This is a genomic window from Effusibacillus dendaii (assembly GCF_015097055.1).
Lineage (GTDB): Bacteria > Bacillota > Bacilli > Tumebacillales > Effusibacillaceae > Effusibacillus > Effusibacillus dendaii.
The window spans coordinates 2,250,001-2,264,509 of sequence record NZ_AP023366.1 but is presented as its reverse complement, the minus strand read 5'-3'; the positions used below and the strand labels follow the sequence as shown (position 1 = coordinate 2,264,509).

Annotated in this window: 13 protein-coding genes and 2 rRNA genes (1 of these 15 cut by a window edge); 14 read left to right on the top strand and 1 reads right to left on the bottom strand. The window is 48.6% G+C overall.

The window, feature by feature from the left end; all coding sequences use genetic code 11:
• The first annotated feature begins 10 nt into the window (after positions 1 to 10).
• Together nadC and skT53_RS12190 are read left to right on the top strand one after the other, a co-directional pair.
• The gene (gene nadC, locus skT53_RS12195) at positions 11 to 874 is read left to right on the top strand and encodes a carboxylating nicotinate-nucleotide diphosphorylase (protein ID WP_200757309.1); all 864 of its coding nucleotides are present in this window, start codon (positions 11 to 13) and stop codon (positions 872 to 874) included.
• Between the two features lie 29 nt (positions 875 to 903).
• Complete coding sequence (locus skT53_RS12190; RefSeq protein WP_200757307.1) at positions 904 to 1,668, top strand: type III pantothenate kinase; 765 nt, start codon at positions 904 to 906, stop codon at positions 1,666 to 1,668.
• Between the two features lie 81 nt (positions 1,669 to 1,749).
• Here skT53_RS12190 and skT53_RS12185 read toward each other — a convergent pair whose 3' ends face one another.
• Positions 1,750 to 2,958: a DNA polymerase IV gene (locus tag skT53_RS12185; RefSeq protein ID WP_200757305.1), complete on the bottom strand. Its 1,209-nt coding sequence runs from the start codon at positions 2,956 to 2,958 to the stop codon at positions 1,750 to 1,752.
• 94 nt (positions 2,959 to 3,052) lie between these two features.
• On the opposite strand from skT53_RS12185, the gene hslO reads away from it, so the two are divergent.
• The 12 genes from hslO to skT53_RS12125 form a co-directional block, all read left to right on the top strand.
• The gene (gene hslO / locus skT53_RS12180) at positions 3,053 to 3,934 is read left to right on the top strand and encodes an Hsp33 family molecular chaperone HslO (protein WP_200757303.1); all 882 of its coding nucleotides are present in this window, start codon (positions 3,053 to 3,055) and stop codon (positions 3,932 to 3,934) included.
• Positions 3,935 to 3,983: 49 nt separating this feature from the next.
• Positions 3,984 to 4,910, top strand: coding sequence for a cysteine synthase A (cysK, locus tag skT53_RS12175; protein WP_200757301.1), 927 nt, complete (start codon positions 3,984 to 3,986; stop codon positions 4,908 to 4,910).
• Positions 4,911 to 5,058: 148 nt separating this feature from the next.
• A complete protein-coding gene (gene folP, locus skT53_RS12170; protein WP_200757299.1) occupies positions 5,059 to 6,252 on the top strand; it encodes a dihydropteroate synthase in 1,194 nt (397 codons plus the stop codon).
• Between the two features lie 36 nt (positions 6,253 to 6,288).
• The gene (gene folB / locus skT53_RS12165; protein ID WP_200757297.1) at positions 6,289 to 6,660 is read left to right on the top strand and encodes a dihydroneopterin aldolase; all 372 of its coding nucleotides are present in this window, start codon (positions 6,289 to 6,291) and stop codon (positions 6,658 to 6,660) included.
• On the top strand, positions 6,657 to 7,211 hold the full coding sequence (folK, locus tag skT53_RS12160) for a 2-amino-4-hydroxy-6-hydroxymethyldihydropteridine diphosphokinase (protein ID WP_200757295.1): 555 nt from the start codon (positions 6,657 to 6,659) through the stop codon (positions 7,209 to 7,211). The genes folB and folK overlap by 4 nt, the downstream gene beginning before the upstream one ends.
• On the top strand, positions 7,166 to 7,372 hold the full coding sequence (locus skT53_RS12155) for a helix-turn-helix domain-containing protein (RefSeq protein ID WP_200757293.1): 207 nt from the start codon (positions 7,166 to 7,168) through the stop codon (positions 7,370 to 7,372). Before folK ends, skT53_RS12155 begins: the two co-directional genes overlap by 46 nt.
• Before the next feature lie 113 nt (positions 7,373 to 7,485).
• On the top strand, positions 7,486 to 8,481 hold the full coding sequence (dusB, locus tag skT53_RS12150) for a tRNA dihydrouridine synthase DusB (RefSeq protein ID WP_200757291.1): 996 nt from the start codon (positions 7,486 to 7,488) through the stop codon (positions 8,479 to 8,481).
• Between the two features lie 91 nt (positions 8,482 to 8,572).
• On the top strand, positions 8,573 to 9,520 hold the full coding sequence (locus skT53_RS12145) for a quinate 5-dehydrogenase (RefSeq protein ID WP_200757289.1): 948 nt from the start codon (positions 8,573 to 8,575) through the stop codon (positions 9,518 to 9,520).
• A gap of 98 nt (positions 9,521 to 9,618) precedes the next feature.
• Complete coding sequence (greA, locus tag skT53_RS12140; protein WP_200757287.1) at positions 9,619 to 10,098, top strand: transcription elongation factor GreA; 480 nt, start codon at positions 9,619 to 9,621, stop codon at positions 10,096 to 10,098.
• A 40-nt stretch (positions 10,099 to 10,138) separates the two neighbouring features.
• Positions 10,139 to 11,632 carry a lysine--tRNA ligase gene (lysS, locus tag skT53_RS12135; protein WP_200757286.1) on the top strand — a complete coding sequence of 498 codons (1,494 nt, stop codon included), beginning with the start codon at positions 10,139 to 10,141 and terminating at the stop codon, positions 11,630 to 11,632.
• 621 nt (positions 11,633 to 12,253) lie between these two features.
• Positions 12,254 to 13,802: ribosomal RNA gene (locus skT53_RS12130) — 16S ribosomal RNA — on the top strand.
• A gap of 349 nt (positions 13,803 to 14,151) precedes the next feature.
• Positions 14,152 to 14,509 (top strand): 23S ribosomal RNA (locus skT53_RS12125); it runs 2,576 nt beyond the window's last position.
• Together the 16S and 23S rRNA genes form the textbook arrangement of a ribosomal RNA operon.

The following is a 14,509-nucleotide window of genomic DNA, read 5'->3' as shown; positions in this document are numbered from 1 at the left end:
GGTGTCGCGTGTGAAACTGGACCTTCGGGTGATTCAGCCGATTATTTTACGAGCCTTGCAAGAAGATATCGGATTTAGCGACATTACAACAAACAGTATTGTGGCGGCAGATAAACAAGCAAATGCAGTATTGGTCATGAAGGAACCAGGGATACTTGCCGGGTTGCCCGTTGCCGAACAGGTTTTTAAAACGCTTGACCCGGATCTTCGATTAAACGCCTTGGCGAAAGACGGAGACGCAATCGCATCCGGACAAGCTATCTTGGAAATAGAGGGTTCGGCCCGCTCCATGCTAACGAGTGAACGAGTCGCACTTAACTTTGTTCAGCGAATGTCGGCAGTTGCTACAAGAACCGCACGGTTTGTAGAACTGGTTCGTTATTACAATGCAAAAATAACAGATACCCGCAAAACAACACCGGGTTTTCGACTGTTGGAAAAGTATGCCGTTACAATTGGCGGCGGCAGAAATCACCGTTTCGGATTGTATGACGCCGTCTTTATCAAAAACAACCATATTCAAATTGCCGGTGGCATTAAACAGGCCATTATGTCGGCCCGGCATCAGATTCCTCATACAACGAAAATTGCCGTAGAAGCCGATTCGATGCAGAAAATAGAAGAAGCGCTCGAAGTGAAAGCGGATATTATTTTGTTAAGCAACATGAGTTTGGAAACGATCAGGGAAGCGGTCGATCTAATCGGGGGAAGGGCCATTACCGAGGTTTCTGGAGATGTCACAGAAGAGAACGTGGTAGATGTTGCGAAAACGGGTGTGGATTATATAACAGTCAGCCTGATTACCACTTCTGTGCGGCATTTAGATATTACGTTGGAACTTCGCACCGGTGAAACAAGTGATGAGAAAAGCTGACGTACGGGTTTGAATCAGGGGGGGTCACGTTGATTTTTGTAATTGATGTGGGAAACACGAATATCGTGTTAGGGGTATACAATGGGGATCAATTGGAGCACCATTGGCGCATTGCTACAGTTCGAGACAGAACAGAGGATGAACTGGGCATCTTTGTAAAAAGCTTGTTTACGGACAGAGGACTAAAGTTTACGGATATTGACGCGATTGTTATTTCATCTGTAGTTCCACCGCTCATGTTTGCATTGGAACGGATGTGTGACAAATATTTCGGAATCAAGCCGTTGGTGATCGGGCCTGGAATTAAAACAGGACTGAACATTTCCCTGGAGAACCCGCGGGAAGTGGGGGCTGATCGGATTGTGAATGCAGTCGCCGCTCTGGAAACATATGGTCCTCCGTTAATCGTCGTGGATTTTGGTACCGCTACGACCTTCTGTGTTTTAAATGAAAAAGGACAATATCTTGGGGGACCGATTGCGCCGGGTATCGGAATCTCCACGGAAGCTCTTTTTCAAAGAGCCGCTAAACTGCCACGGATTGAAGTAGTGCGTCCTTCTTTGGTGGTTGGACGAAATACGGTTACCAATATTCAATCAGGTGTTTATTACGGGTTTATTGGACAGGTAGATGGAATTGTACACCGCATTAAGGAAGAGCTTAATCTCCCTTTTACGGTGATTGCCACTGGCGGGTTTGCCAAGCTGATTGCGACAGATTCCTATACGATTCAGGAAGTTGATCCTTTTCTTACTTTAAAAGGGCTTCGACTGATTTGGGAACGAAATCGGTAACCTACCGACACACGAAGATAGAGCGGGAACAGACTTGTTTTCAGCTCTGTTCTTTTTTTAAGGCTGTCAAGAAAGCCTTCTCTACTCTTCATTCCTTCTTTCTGAAGGGGCGTCGGCAAAATGTTTCTTTACTAAACGGGCCCGGGTGATGACTGTTTCACCAAATTTGTCTTTTAAACGGTCCACGGTCTCTTGCAGATGATGGTTTTTGTCGGGGGCTTGATCAAACAGATTGGCCTGTACATGGCCACGTTCAGCGATTAGACTGCTGGTTGAAATGCCGATCAGGCGTATTCTGTCTGTAGGACGCAATCCGCATTTTTGCAAAAGTTGTTTTGCAGCCTGGTAAATTTTACTGCCTGATTGGGTGGGTTCCGTCCAAGTATGGCTTTTGGTAGTCGTTTGAAAGGACGCGTAACGCAGTTTTAAGGTGATGGTTTTCGCTTCCATGTGTGATTGACGAAGCTCCCGTGCCACCGTTTCTGCCTGCTCAAGCAAGCTTGTATGCAGAAATTCTATATCTGTCACATCTTCTGAAAAGGTAACTTCCTGCCCGATTGATTTTCGTTCATGATAAGGCTCGACGGGGCGGGGATCGATCCCTTGCGACAACTGGAAGATATGATCAGCCAGATGACCGATCGTACGGCGCATTTTTGCCAAATCCATGGCGGCGGCGTCGCCGATCGTACGGATACCCAATCGATTCAGTTGAGCGGCCGCCTTTTCCCCTACGCCCCAAAGCTTTGAGATTGGTAAAGGGTGTACAAGGTTCTGGATGTCTTCTTCTCTGATGATCGTAAAACCATCTGGTTTATTCAAATCAGATGCCAGCTTGGCGAGAAATTTACAGTAAGAAAGGCCAACCGATGCAGTAAGTCCTGTTTCCTGTCTAATTTCATTCTTGATTTGCAAAGCGATTGTTTCAGCGGGTCCAAACAGTGTTTCGCAGCCGGTTACATCGAGAAACGCTTCGTCAATCGATAATCCTTCCACGAGCGGTGTGTAACGGTGAAAAATGGCGAATACCTGACGTGAAACCGATCTGTATTTTTGACCGTTGACCGGTAAATAGATGCCCTTTGGGCAGCGGCGTTTTGCCTCCGACATCGGCATGGCGGAATGTACTCCGAAACTTCTTGCTTCATAGGATGCAGTCGAGACGACACCCCTTGCGCCGAGTCCCCCAATAATAACAGGCTTCCCTTGCAAGGACGGATTGTCTCTTTGTTCAACAGCTGCAAAGAAAGCGTCCATATCGACATGCAGAATACAATTTCGCGAGGCCATTTTTCTCCTCCTGTACAGGTTGTGTCTGTATACTTCTTTCCGGATTAAGAAAATGCTACCATATACTAAGAATTGAGAACAGCAGGAGGTCAGTATGAATGATTATATTGTCCGTGCCACCGCGTTGGAGGGACGGATTCGTGCATTTGGCGCAGTGACTACTCAACTGGTGGAGGAATTAAGGCAACGTCATCAAGCCACTCCGGTTGCAACAGCGGCGATGGGCCGGGCGGCTACCGTCGGGGCTGTTATGGGGCTAATGCTAAAAGGAGATAACCGGTTAACGATTCAAATTAAAGGAGGCGGACCAATCGGACAGATCATTGTCGACGCGAATGCCAGAGGGGAAGTCAGGGCCTACGCCAGCAATCCTCATGTAGACCTGCCCTTAAATTTGATCGGGAAGTTGGACGTGGCGGGAGCGGTGGGTACAAACGGCTTTCTAAACGTGATTAAGGATATGGGATTGAAGAATCCCTATCAAGGTTCTGTGGAAATCATCTCGGGGGAACTGGGAGAGGATTTCGCCTATTATTTTTCACAAAGCGAACAGACTCCCTCTGTTGTGGGAGTGGGTGTGTTGGTAGATCGCGATTATACGGTAAAAGTGGCAGGCGGTTTTATTTTGCAGCTGCTGCCGGGTGTTTCAGGGGAAGACGTCAGTTATATCGAAGAGCAGCTCTCGAAAGTCCCTGGCGTTACATCGTTATTGTCGGAAGGAGCAACACCGGAACAAATTTTGGAAAATCTGATTCCGGGCCCGGTCAAATTTTTGGAACGGGAGCCTGTACGTTTTCAGTGCACCTGCAGCCATGAGCGGTTGGAAAAAGTTTTAATTTCGTTAGGTGAAGGCGAGTTGCAGTCAATGATTGACGAAGATCAGGGCGCGGAAGTGGAGTGTTCCTTTTGTAAAGAAAAATATTATTTCTCGGATGAACACTTGATGACATTAATTGACCGCATAAAAGAAAAGTAGTAAAATTTGATAAAACCAATTAGTTTAATCGGAAATGGAGGAACCCAAAATGAAAATTGCGAATTCGATTGCGGAACTGATCGGCAATACCCCCATCGTAAAATTGAACAAAGTAGCTGGACCGAATGACGCGGAGATCTACCTGAAACTGGAATCTTTCAACCCGGGCGGCTCTGTAAAAGATCGGATCGCGCTTTCGATGATAGAAGAGGCGGAAAAAGAGGGATGGATTAAACCGGGTGACACGATTGTGGAACCGACTTCGGGCAATACGGGCATCGGCTTGGCTATGATGGCGGCGGCAAAAGGTTACCGGGCCATTCTGATTATGCCTGACACAATGTCTGTAGAGCGGCGAAATCTGCTTCGCGCATATGGTGCAGAGTTGGTTTTGACACCGGGAGCGGAGGGCATGAAAGGTGCAATTGCCAAAGCGGAACAATTAAAAGCCGAGAATCCGTCCTATTTTATTCCGCAGCAATTTAAAAACCCGGCCAATCCGAAAATTCATCGGGAAACAACGGCGCGTGAAATTATTACGGCGATGGATGGGAAAGTCGACGCGTTTGTAGCAGGTGTTGGGACAGGCGGGACGATCACAGGTGTGGGCGAAGTGTTGAAACAACAGATCGGGTCGCATGTACAAGTGGTTGCTGTTGAACCGACTGCTTCCCCCGTATTGTCCGGCGGGCAGCCAGGCCCCCACAAGATTCAGGGAATTGGCGCTGGCTTTGTTCCTGAAATTTTAAATCGTGAAGTCATTGATCAGGTCATAACTGTCGAAAACGAAATTGCTTTTGAATATGCGCGCAAAGTGGCGAAAGAAGAGGGCGTGTTGGTGGGGATCTCATCCGGCGCCAACATTTATGCCGCGCTGCAGGTGGCTAAAAAACTGGGTGCTGGCAAACGTGTCGTGACTGTCGCTCCGTCGACGGGTGAAAGATATCTGTCCACTCCTTTGTTCCAGTTTGAGTAATAGGCTGTTACTATTAACAGCAGCAAACCGCGAGTGCCATTGGCATTCGCGGTTTTTTCAGTGATTGAAACTATTTGGTGAAACGAATATGATTGAACTTAATTATTCAAATCAGTGTGTCAGCAAACGATTCATGGGGGAATACGTAATGGAATTTAATCCTTATTTGGTACATATCGAATCGGAACAACATCTGCTGCAGGAAATGAGACAGATCGGATCGACCGAAACGGGCAATCATATTATGGTTAAAAAAGGGCAAACTGTTGTGATTCGAGTGGATAATGTAGGGTTGAAAGCGGCCAATTTGCTGAAACAGGAAATGTTGGCGGTCGGCGGCGATGCGGCGGTGCATCGTGATGTGGCGGCTCTTTCGATTGAACGTTCATCGATGCTGTTGATGGGCACAAAGCGTCAGTTTGAGTTGTTGCTGCCGAAACTAAAACTACAACCTTTCGGTTTAAAACGGCTTGCTGTGGAAATGGAAGAGGTGTTGGTACAGGCAGGAGAGCGGTCGGCTCATAAGCGGAAAGGGTCCCTGGTCTGCGGTTCCTTTGAACTCCCTTTGGGGGAACGTACACTGATTATGGGGATTTTGAATATTACGCCTGATTCCTTTTCGGATGGAGGACGTTATATGAATCTGGAGGCTGCTGTCGAGCATGCGCACCGGTTGACGGAGGACGGGGCCGATATCCTTGATGTGGGAGGCGAATCGACACGTCCAGGCCATCAGCCTGTGGATGAAGAGGAAGAACTGCGCAGAGTGATTCCTGTGGTTGAGCGTTTGGCAAAGGAAGTCAAATTGCCAATTTCCATTGATACATACAAGTCAAAGGTGGCCAAAGAGGCTGTTCAAGCGGGCGCACATATTGTTAACGACATTTGGGGATTCAAAATAGATCCGGATATGGCTCGTGTATGCGCCGAGTTGGATGTGCCGGTTATCGTCATGCACAACCGGGCAGAGCCTTTTGAGACGGATGTGATGAACGGTTTGATCCGGGAAATGCGTGAGTCGGTGGCTTTGGGTCTAGCTGCGGGTGTGAAAAAAGAGCGGATGATTCTGGATCCGGGCATCGGATTTGGCAAGACGTACGAGGACAATCTGTTGGTATTACGGCACTTGGCCGATTTTTGCGGATTGGGGTTTCCGGTATTGTTGGGTACTTCGAGAAAATCGGTGATTGGCCACTGTTTGGGGCTGCCCGTTGAGGAGCGAATGGAGGGAACTGCCGCAACGGTTGCCTTAGGTATTGCGAACGGAGCGGATATCGTACGGGTGCATGATGTAAAGCAGATAAAAAGGGTTGCATTAATGACGGATGCTCTGGTACGCTGAACAAGGAAATTTCTTCCTGAAATAAGGTGATTACGTTTGGATAAAATAATTCTGCATCGAATGGAATTTTACGCCTATCACGGGGTATTTGAGGAAGAGAGCAAACTTGGCCAGAAGTTTCTGGTTGATTTGGAACTGTCAACTGAATTGTCCAGAGCCGGACAAACGGACAACCTGAAAGATACATTAAACTATGTTCATATATACGAGATTGTCAAACAAACGGCTCAAGTTGAACGGTATCGGCTCATTGAAACGGTGGCGGAAACGATTGCTTCCCGTATTTTGAACCGGCTTTCTGCCGTTCATTCGGTTCAGGTTACGGTTACGAAAGTTACGCCTCCTCTGGAAGGGATTATGGGAGGGGTATCGGTTCAAATTTGCCGCTCAAAAGGAGATTCCTTATGACGGACCGAGGCAGTCAATTGGATGATGCGGCAACGTCCCCGATTTTTGTGTCCATGGGATCAAACTTAGGAGAGCGAGAAGCCTATTTAGCGTCCGCTTTGCACTCGCTTTCCCTACGGGGAATCAGCGTTTTGGAACAGTCCCCCGTTTATGAGACGAAAGCGGTCGGGATAGAAGACCAGCCGGATTTTCTGAATATGGTGATCCGGGTACAAACCGATCTTGCACCGCACAACCTATTGAAAAATTTGCTGCAGATTGAAGCGGAACACGGTCGGGTTCGCGACCTGAAATGGGGACCGAGAACACTTGATCTTGACCTGCTTTTTTATGGTAAACTAGTAGAACAAAGTGATGATTTGATACTGCCGCATCCACACATGCACGATCGAGCGTTTGTACTGTTGCCGCTGCAAGATTTGGCGCCTGATTGGGTACATCCGTTGCTGGGGAAAACGGTTCGGGAGATGGTGGCAGATGTATCCGGAAAGGGAGGTGTACGGCGATGGGAGAAGCCCTTGGCAAACGGGTGCGCGCCTACCGAAAGTTAAAACATTTGACGCAGCAGGAGTTAGCCAATTTGCTGGGTGTTTCGGTGGCCATTGTCGGTGGTATTGAACGCGGAACGCGTGAGCCTTCACAAGATATACTGACGAAGATATCTCATGTATTGGGTGTTTCAACTGATGAATTGACAGGAAACCATGTATAGAAATTGGTATTGAGCGTAGACACATAGCGTGGTATACTACAAATTGGTCAGCACAGGCAGATTCGCCTGTGCTTTTCATTGCATAATGAAGATGAACTATTGGAGGTGGTTGTATGGCGTTTAAAATTGGCGAAGTGGAGATGGAGAATCAGGTGGTATTGGCACCGATGGCGGGCGTCTGCAATCCACCGTTTCGTAAACTTGTAAAAGAAATGGGCGCGGGGTTGGTCTGTGCGGAAATGGTTTCGGACAAGGCGATTGTTCATGGAAATGAGAAAACCCGTCTGAAACTTGGAATCTTGCCTGAGGAACACCCGGTTTCTCTACAGCTTGTTGGCTGCGATATTGAATCGATGGTCAAAGCGGCCGAATTGGTGATGCAGCAAGAGTTTAAGCCGGATATTATCGATATCAACATGGGCTGCCCGGCTACCAAGATTCATAAAAATGGATCAGGTGCCGCGTTGGCGCGCGATCCTGAAGTGGCGGGGCGAATCATTGAAGCGGTTGTTAAGACGGTTGACCGGCCAGTAACGGTGAAATTTCGCAAAGGCTGGGATGAGCAAAACATCAATGCGGTACAAGTTGCGAAAGCGGCCGAACAGGCGGGAGCCAAGGCGGTTGCCGTGCATGGACGAACGGCGAGACAGCTGTATACCGGCCGGGCGGACTGGGACATTATTCGCCAGGTGAAGGAGGCTGTTTCCATACCGGTGATTGGCAATGGAGACGTTACCACGCCGCAGCTTGCACAAGAAATGCTGCAATCGACCGGTTGTGATGCGGTCATGATTGGCCGGGGTGCACATGGAAACCCTTGGATTTTTAAGCAAGTGGCGCATTTTTTGGAGACGGGAAAAGAGATTGAACCACCATCGGCGGAAGAACGAATTCGTGTTTGCCTGCGCCATATGGATCTGTTGATCGAGCATAAAGGGGAATTCATCGCAGTCAAAGAAATGCGGAAGCATGCTGCCTGGTACATTAAAGGGTTGTACAATTCGGCTGAATTGCGCAATTTGATCAATGAACAGGCAACACGGGACGGCATGCGGAAGACGCTGCTCGATTATTTGGATTTTCTGACACAAAAAAATGTAGCCGTTTAAAAAATGGAAATTCTGTAGTTCACCTCAAGGTTTGGGGTGAACTTTTTTTGTGCATACTTTTTGAAAACATCCATTTTGGGGGGGCCTGCCTATGAAGCGGGTAGTCAGCTTGAGTCTCGGTTCGGCAAGCCGAGATCACCGAGTGGTAGCCGATTTTTTGCAGGAACAGGTTGCTATTGAGCGGATTGGAACGGACGGCGATCGCGCCAAACTGATTGAATTGATTCGTCAGCTTGACGGTTCAGTTGATGCGTTTGGCATGGGCGGAATCGATCGTTATATTGTAGTGAACCAAAAACGGTTTACGTTTCGGGAGGCGGAGCAAATTGCCCGCGCTGCCAACAAAACCCCAATTTGTGACGGAAGTGGTTTAAAGGACACGCTGGAACGGGTAGTGGTACACCAATTGGCGGACGATCCGTTAATCCGCTTGCGAAGGAAAAAAGTTCTGCTGGTGAGTGGCGTTGATCGGTTTGGAATGGCGGAGGCGCTGGTGGAAAATGATTGCGAAGTCGTTTTTGGCGATTTGTTGTTTGGATTAGGGATCTCCGTGCCGATACGGTCGCTTGCCGGATTGGAAAGAGCGGCTCGAATTTTGGCGCCGATTTTGACCAAACTGCCGATTCGATACTTGTATCCCACGGGCGAAAAACAAGAAACGATTAAAGGTTCCCGCTTCTCCAAATACTATCTGGAAGCGGACGTGATTGCCGGCGATTTTCACTTTATTCGCCGGTACTTGCCCGATCAGCTTGCAGGAAAAATTGTTTTAACGAACACAGTCACGGAACAAGACAAACAATTACTGAGAGAACGCGGTGTTTCCTGTCTGGTCACGACCACACCGCACTTGCAAGGCCGCAGTTTTGGGACGAACGTAATGGAGGCGCTTCTTGTGGCGTTACATGGCAAAAAAGGGCCTCTTACGAGTTTCGAATATTTACAGATGATCGAACAACTACAGCTGCAGCCGCACATCGAATGGTTCCAGCAGGCCGAGAGGGCAAGCGTTGACAGTCGGTACTTTTTGCCAGTATAATGAAAAAATGAAAAAATACCAAGCACTGTCACGTGGATGACAGTGCTTTCTGCCTATTTCTACACGTATTAGGCAGGTCGGAGTAAGGAGCGCGGGTTGTGTCTGAAAAAGAAGTCGTATTGACTCAAACAGGTCTGAAAAAATTGGAAGAAGAGCTGGATTTGTTGCGCACCGTCAAGCGGAAGGAAGTGGCGGAACGAATCAAAACCGCCATTGGATTCGGTGATATTTCGGAGAATTCCGAGTATGAAGATGCCAAAAATGAACAGGCATTTATTGAAGGAAGAATTATCACCCTTGAAAAAATGCTCCGTAATGCCCGAGTCATTCTTGAAGACGATGTGGACACGAATGTTGTTAGTGTTGGATCCACCGTTCAGTTAAAGGACTTGGAATTCGGAGATGTTGTGGAGTACACCATCGTCGGTTCGGCAGAAGCGGATCCATTGGAAAACAAGATATCGAATGAATCTCCCGTGGGGCAGGCTTTGTTAGGTCAGAAAAAGGGCCAGGTAATCGATGTTCAGGTGCCGGCTGGTGTAATTCAATACAAAATACTTGAAATTAAAAAAAGCTAACCGAACGAATAAGTGAACAGCTTAGTAAGGGGTAGAGGGAATGGCAGAACAGGATTTTCAGGAATTAAGTGAGGTGCAGCGTGTTCGCAGGCAGAAGCTGCAAAATTTGTATGCGCTCGGCGTAGATCCGTTCGGTGAAAAATTTGAGCGGACTCATATGGCGTCTCAAATCATTGAATTTGCAAAAGACAAAACAAAAGAACAATTAGAAGCCGAAACTATTGAGGTTTCCCTAGCGGGTCGGATTATGCTGCTCCGTCCACAGGGAAAGGCCGCTTTTGCCCATATTCAAGATTTGAGTGGACGAGTACAGATCTATGTGCGGCAGGATACGGTCGGTGAACATGCCTTTTCTATTTTTCAGGAATTAGAGATGGGCGACATTATCGGAATCAGGGGTACTGTTTTTAAAACAAAAACAGGTGAACCTACTGTAAAAGCCAAAGAATTGGTCGTTTTAACAAAAGCATTAAACCCTTTGCCGGAAAAATACCATGGATTAACCGATGTGGAGCTTCGTTATCGACAGCGGTATGTTGACCTAATCGTAAACCCGGAAGTTCGGGACACTTTTATTGCCCGATCCCGCATTATCCAATCGATGCGACGATATCTTGACGATGCCGATTTTCTGGAAGTAGAAACGCCTACTATGCATGCGGTTGCCGGCGGTGCTGCAGCAAGGCCCTTTGTTACTCATCACAATGCGTTAGATATGCAATTATACATGCGGATTGCAATTGAATTGCATCTTAAACGTCTAATAGTAGGTGGGTTGGAAAAGGTATATGAGATTGGACGAGTCTACCGAAACGAGGGCATTTCCACAAGACATAATCCCGAATTTACGATGCTGGAACTGTATTGGGCATATGCGGATTTTCAGGACATTATGGATTTGACGGAAAATTGTATCGCACATATTGCGCAAGAAGTGCTGGGAACCACACGGATTGCGTATCAGGGGCAAGAAATTGATTTGACTCCCAAATGGCGGCGGGCTTCAATGGTGGAGCTTGTAAAAGAAGCGGTAGGCGTTGATTTTCAGCAGCACATGTCTATTGAGGAAGCGCGTGGTTTGGCTGCAAAACATGGAGTGAAAGTAGAACCGCACTATTCGATCGGGCATATTTTAAATGAGTTTTTCGAGACATTTGTAGAAGAAAAATTGATTCAGCCGACTTTTGTTTACGGCCATCCGGTCGAAATCTCTCCGCTGGCAAAACAAAGCAAGCAAGATCCAAGGTTTACGGACCGGTTTGAACTATTTATCGTAGGCCGCGAACATGCGAATGCGTTCACTGAATTGAATGATCCGATTGATCAGCGTGAACGTTTTGAAAAACAGTTGGAGGAACGCGTAGCGGGCAATGACGAGGCGCATGAAATGGATGAGGACTTTATCAATGCGCTTTTATATGGAATGCCGCCTACAGGTGGATTAGGGATCGGCATTGATCGTTTAGTCATGCTGTTGACCGATCAGCCTTCCATACGGGATGTTCTTCTGTTCCCTCTGATGCGGGATCGATAATGAATTTTTGGGTTGTCTCGGAAGCAGATTTCGTGCTTCTGGGACAGCTTTTTTATTGGATCTGATAAGATTGTTTGTAAATATCAGCTTTTTGGACATAGGGTAAACAGTATCCGATCTGATGCTGTTTTTTGTATTTGTTTGTATAGAATAACTAATTGAATTAGTGGTTTAAACGTGATAGTATATCATTTGTCGTTGTGAAACGGCGGCTTGATGGATCGGGTTACTGGATTTACCAGTTGCGGCTAACGGTCAAATGTGATAAGATAGCAATTGCCGCCGCGAGTGAGCGGCACGAAAAATGATAAAAACTTCCACTTGTTTTGGGCGTTTGAATCTGTTAAGATCATGTTTGTCGCTGCTTTTGGGAAGCACAACGAGTCGTTCTTTGTACCCAAAGGGCACAAGCACCCGAGGGGCACAAGCAACGCTAAGCACAATTAGATAAGGAAACCCCGCTAAGAACGTTGACATCCATGTCAACACGCGGGATAGATCATCCGTGATCTAAGTCGTTCTTTGAAAACTGAATCGTGTAGGGAGCCAGATTGATTCTTAAGGAAATCCCGATTCCTGTGGAACGGGATCCATTCACAGTAAGTGCTGAAGCACTAACTGTTCATTGAGAGTTTGATCCTGGCTCAGGACGAACGCTGGCGGCGTGCCTAATACATGCAAGTCGCGCGGGCGGAAAGAGAGCTTGCTCTCTGGAAGCCAGCGGCGGACGGGTGAGTAACACGTGGGTAACCTGCCTGACAGACTGGGATAACGCCTGGAAACGGGTGCTAATACCGGATAATCAGCCTTTAGGCATCTAAGGGTTGTAAAAGGTGCTACGGCATCACTGACAGATGGGCCCGCGGCGCATTAGCTAGTTGGTGGGGTAACGGCTCACCAAGGCGACGATGCGTAGCCGACCTGAGAGGGTGAACGGCCACACTGGGACTGAGACACGGCCCAGACTCCTACGGGAGGCAGCAGTAGGGAATCTTCCACAATGGGCGCAAGCCTGATGGAGCAACGCCGCGTGAGTGAAGAAGGCCTTCGGGTTGTAAAACTCTGTCTTTGGGGACGAATGGCTGAGAGAGGGAATGCTCATGGCGTGACGGTACCCAAGGAGGAAGCCACGGCTAACTACGTGCCAGCAGCCGCGGTAATACGTAGGTGGCAAGCGTTGTCCGGAATTACTGGGCGTAAAGCGCGCGCAGGCGGCCATTTAAGTCTGGGGTGAAAGCCCGGGGCTCAACCCCGGGATGGCCCTGGATACTGGATGGCTTGAGGATCGGAGAGGCAAGGGGAATTCCACGTGTAGCGGTGAAATGCGTAGAGATGTGGAGGAACACCAGTGGCGAAGGCGCCTTGCTGGCCGATAACTGACGCTGAGGCGCGAAAGCGTGGGGAGCAAACAGGATTAGATACCCTGGTAGTCCACGCCGTAAACGATGAGTGCTAGGTGTTGGTGGGGTCCACCCATCAGTGCCGAAGTCAACACAGTAAGCACTCCGCCTGGGGAGTACGGTCGCAAGACTGAAACTCAAAGGAATTGACGGGGGCCCGCACAAGCAGTGGAGCATGTGGTTTAATTCGAAGCAACGCGAAGAACCTTACCAGGGCTTGACATCCCGCTGACCGGTTTAGAGATAGACCTTCCCTTCGGGGCAGCGGAGACAGGTGGTGCATGGTTGTCGTCAGCTCGTGTCGTGAGATGTTGGGTTAAGTCCCGCAACGAGCGCAACCCTTGATCTGTGTTGCCAGCATTGAGTTGGGCACTCACAGGTGACTGCCGGTGACAAACCGGAGGAAGGCGGGGATGACGTCAAATCATCATGCCCCTTATGTCCTGGGCTACACACGTGCTACAATGGGCGGAACAACGGGAAGCGAAGGAGTGATCTGGAGCGAAACCCTGAAAACCGTTCGTAGTTCGGATTGCAGGCTGCAACTCGCCTGCATGAAGCCGGAATTGCTAGTAATCGCGGATCAGCATGCCGCGGTGAATACGTTCCCGGGCCTTGTACACACCGCCCGTCACACCACGAGAGTTGGTAACACCCGAAGTCGGTGAGGGAACCTGAAAGGGAGCCAGCCGCCGAAGGTGGGATCGATGATTGGGGTGAAGTCGTAACAAGGTAGCCGTATCGGAAGGTGCGGCTGGATCACCTCCTTTCTAAGGAGCTCGAAAGAGCACAAGCACGAACACACAGGCTTCTCTACACGATTTGGTTTTGAAGGAACGACAGCCTTCGAGAGAAGGAAGAGTTTCTTCAGGTGGAAAGATTTGAGGGTTGCGGTCGCACATGCCACCGTGATATCAACATCTTCCGTTGAATTTTGTTCTTTGAAAACTGGATAGCGAATATGAGAAACGAAAAATTGCGAGGTAACTCATCTACCGGCCAAAGTGAAGTGAAGCGTTGGAGCAACACCGAATACTTTGGCGGGGACCCAAAGAGATTGGGGAGCGAGTATACAATTCACAATTAGCTGGGAAGATACCGAGTAAAACCGATGTAGATGATTAAGCTACAAAGGGCACACGGAGGATGCCTGGGCGCCAGGTGCCGAAGAAGGACGGAGCGAACGCCGAAACGCCTCGGGGAGCCGTACGCAGGCTGAGATCCGGGGATATCCGAATGGGGGAACCCACTGGACGTAATGGTCCAGTACCCGCTGTTGAATCCATAGGCAGCGAGGAGGCAGACCAGGGGAACTGAAACATCTAAGTACCCTGAGGAAAAGAAAACAACAGTGATTCCGTCAGTAGCGGCGAGCGAACGCGGAGAAGCCCAAACCAACCTGCTTGCAGGTTGGGGTTGCGGGGCGTCTCATGAGGAGTTACAAAATGGATGTGTAGGAGAAGCGGTTTGGAAAAGC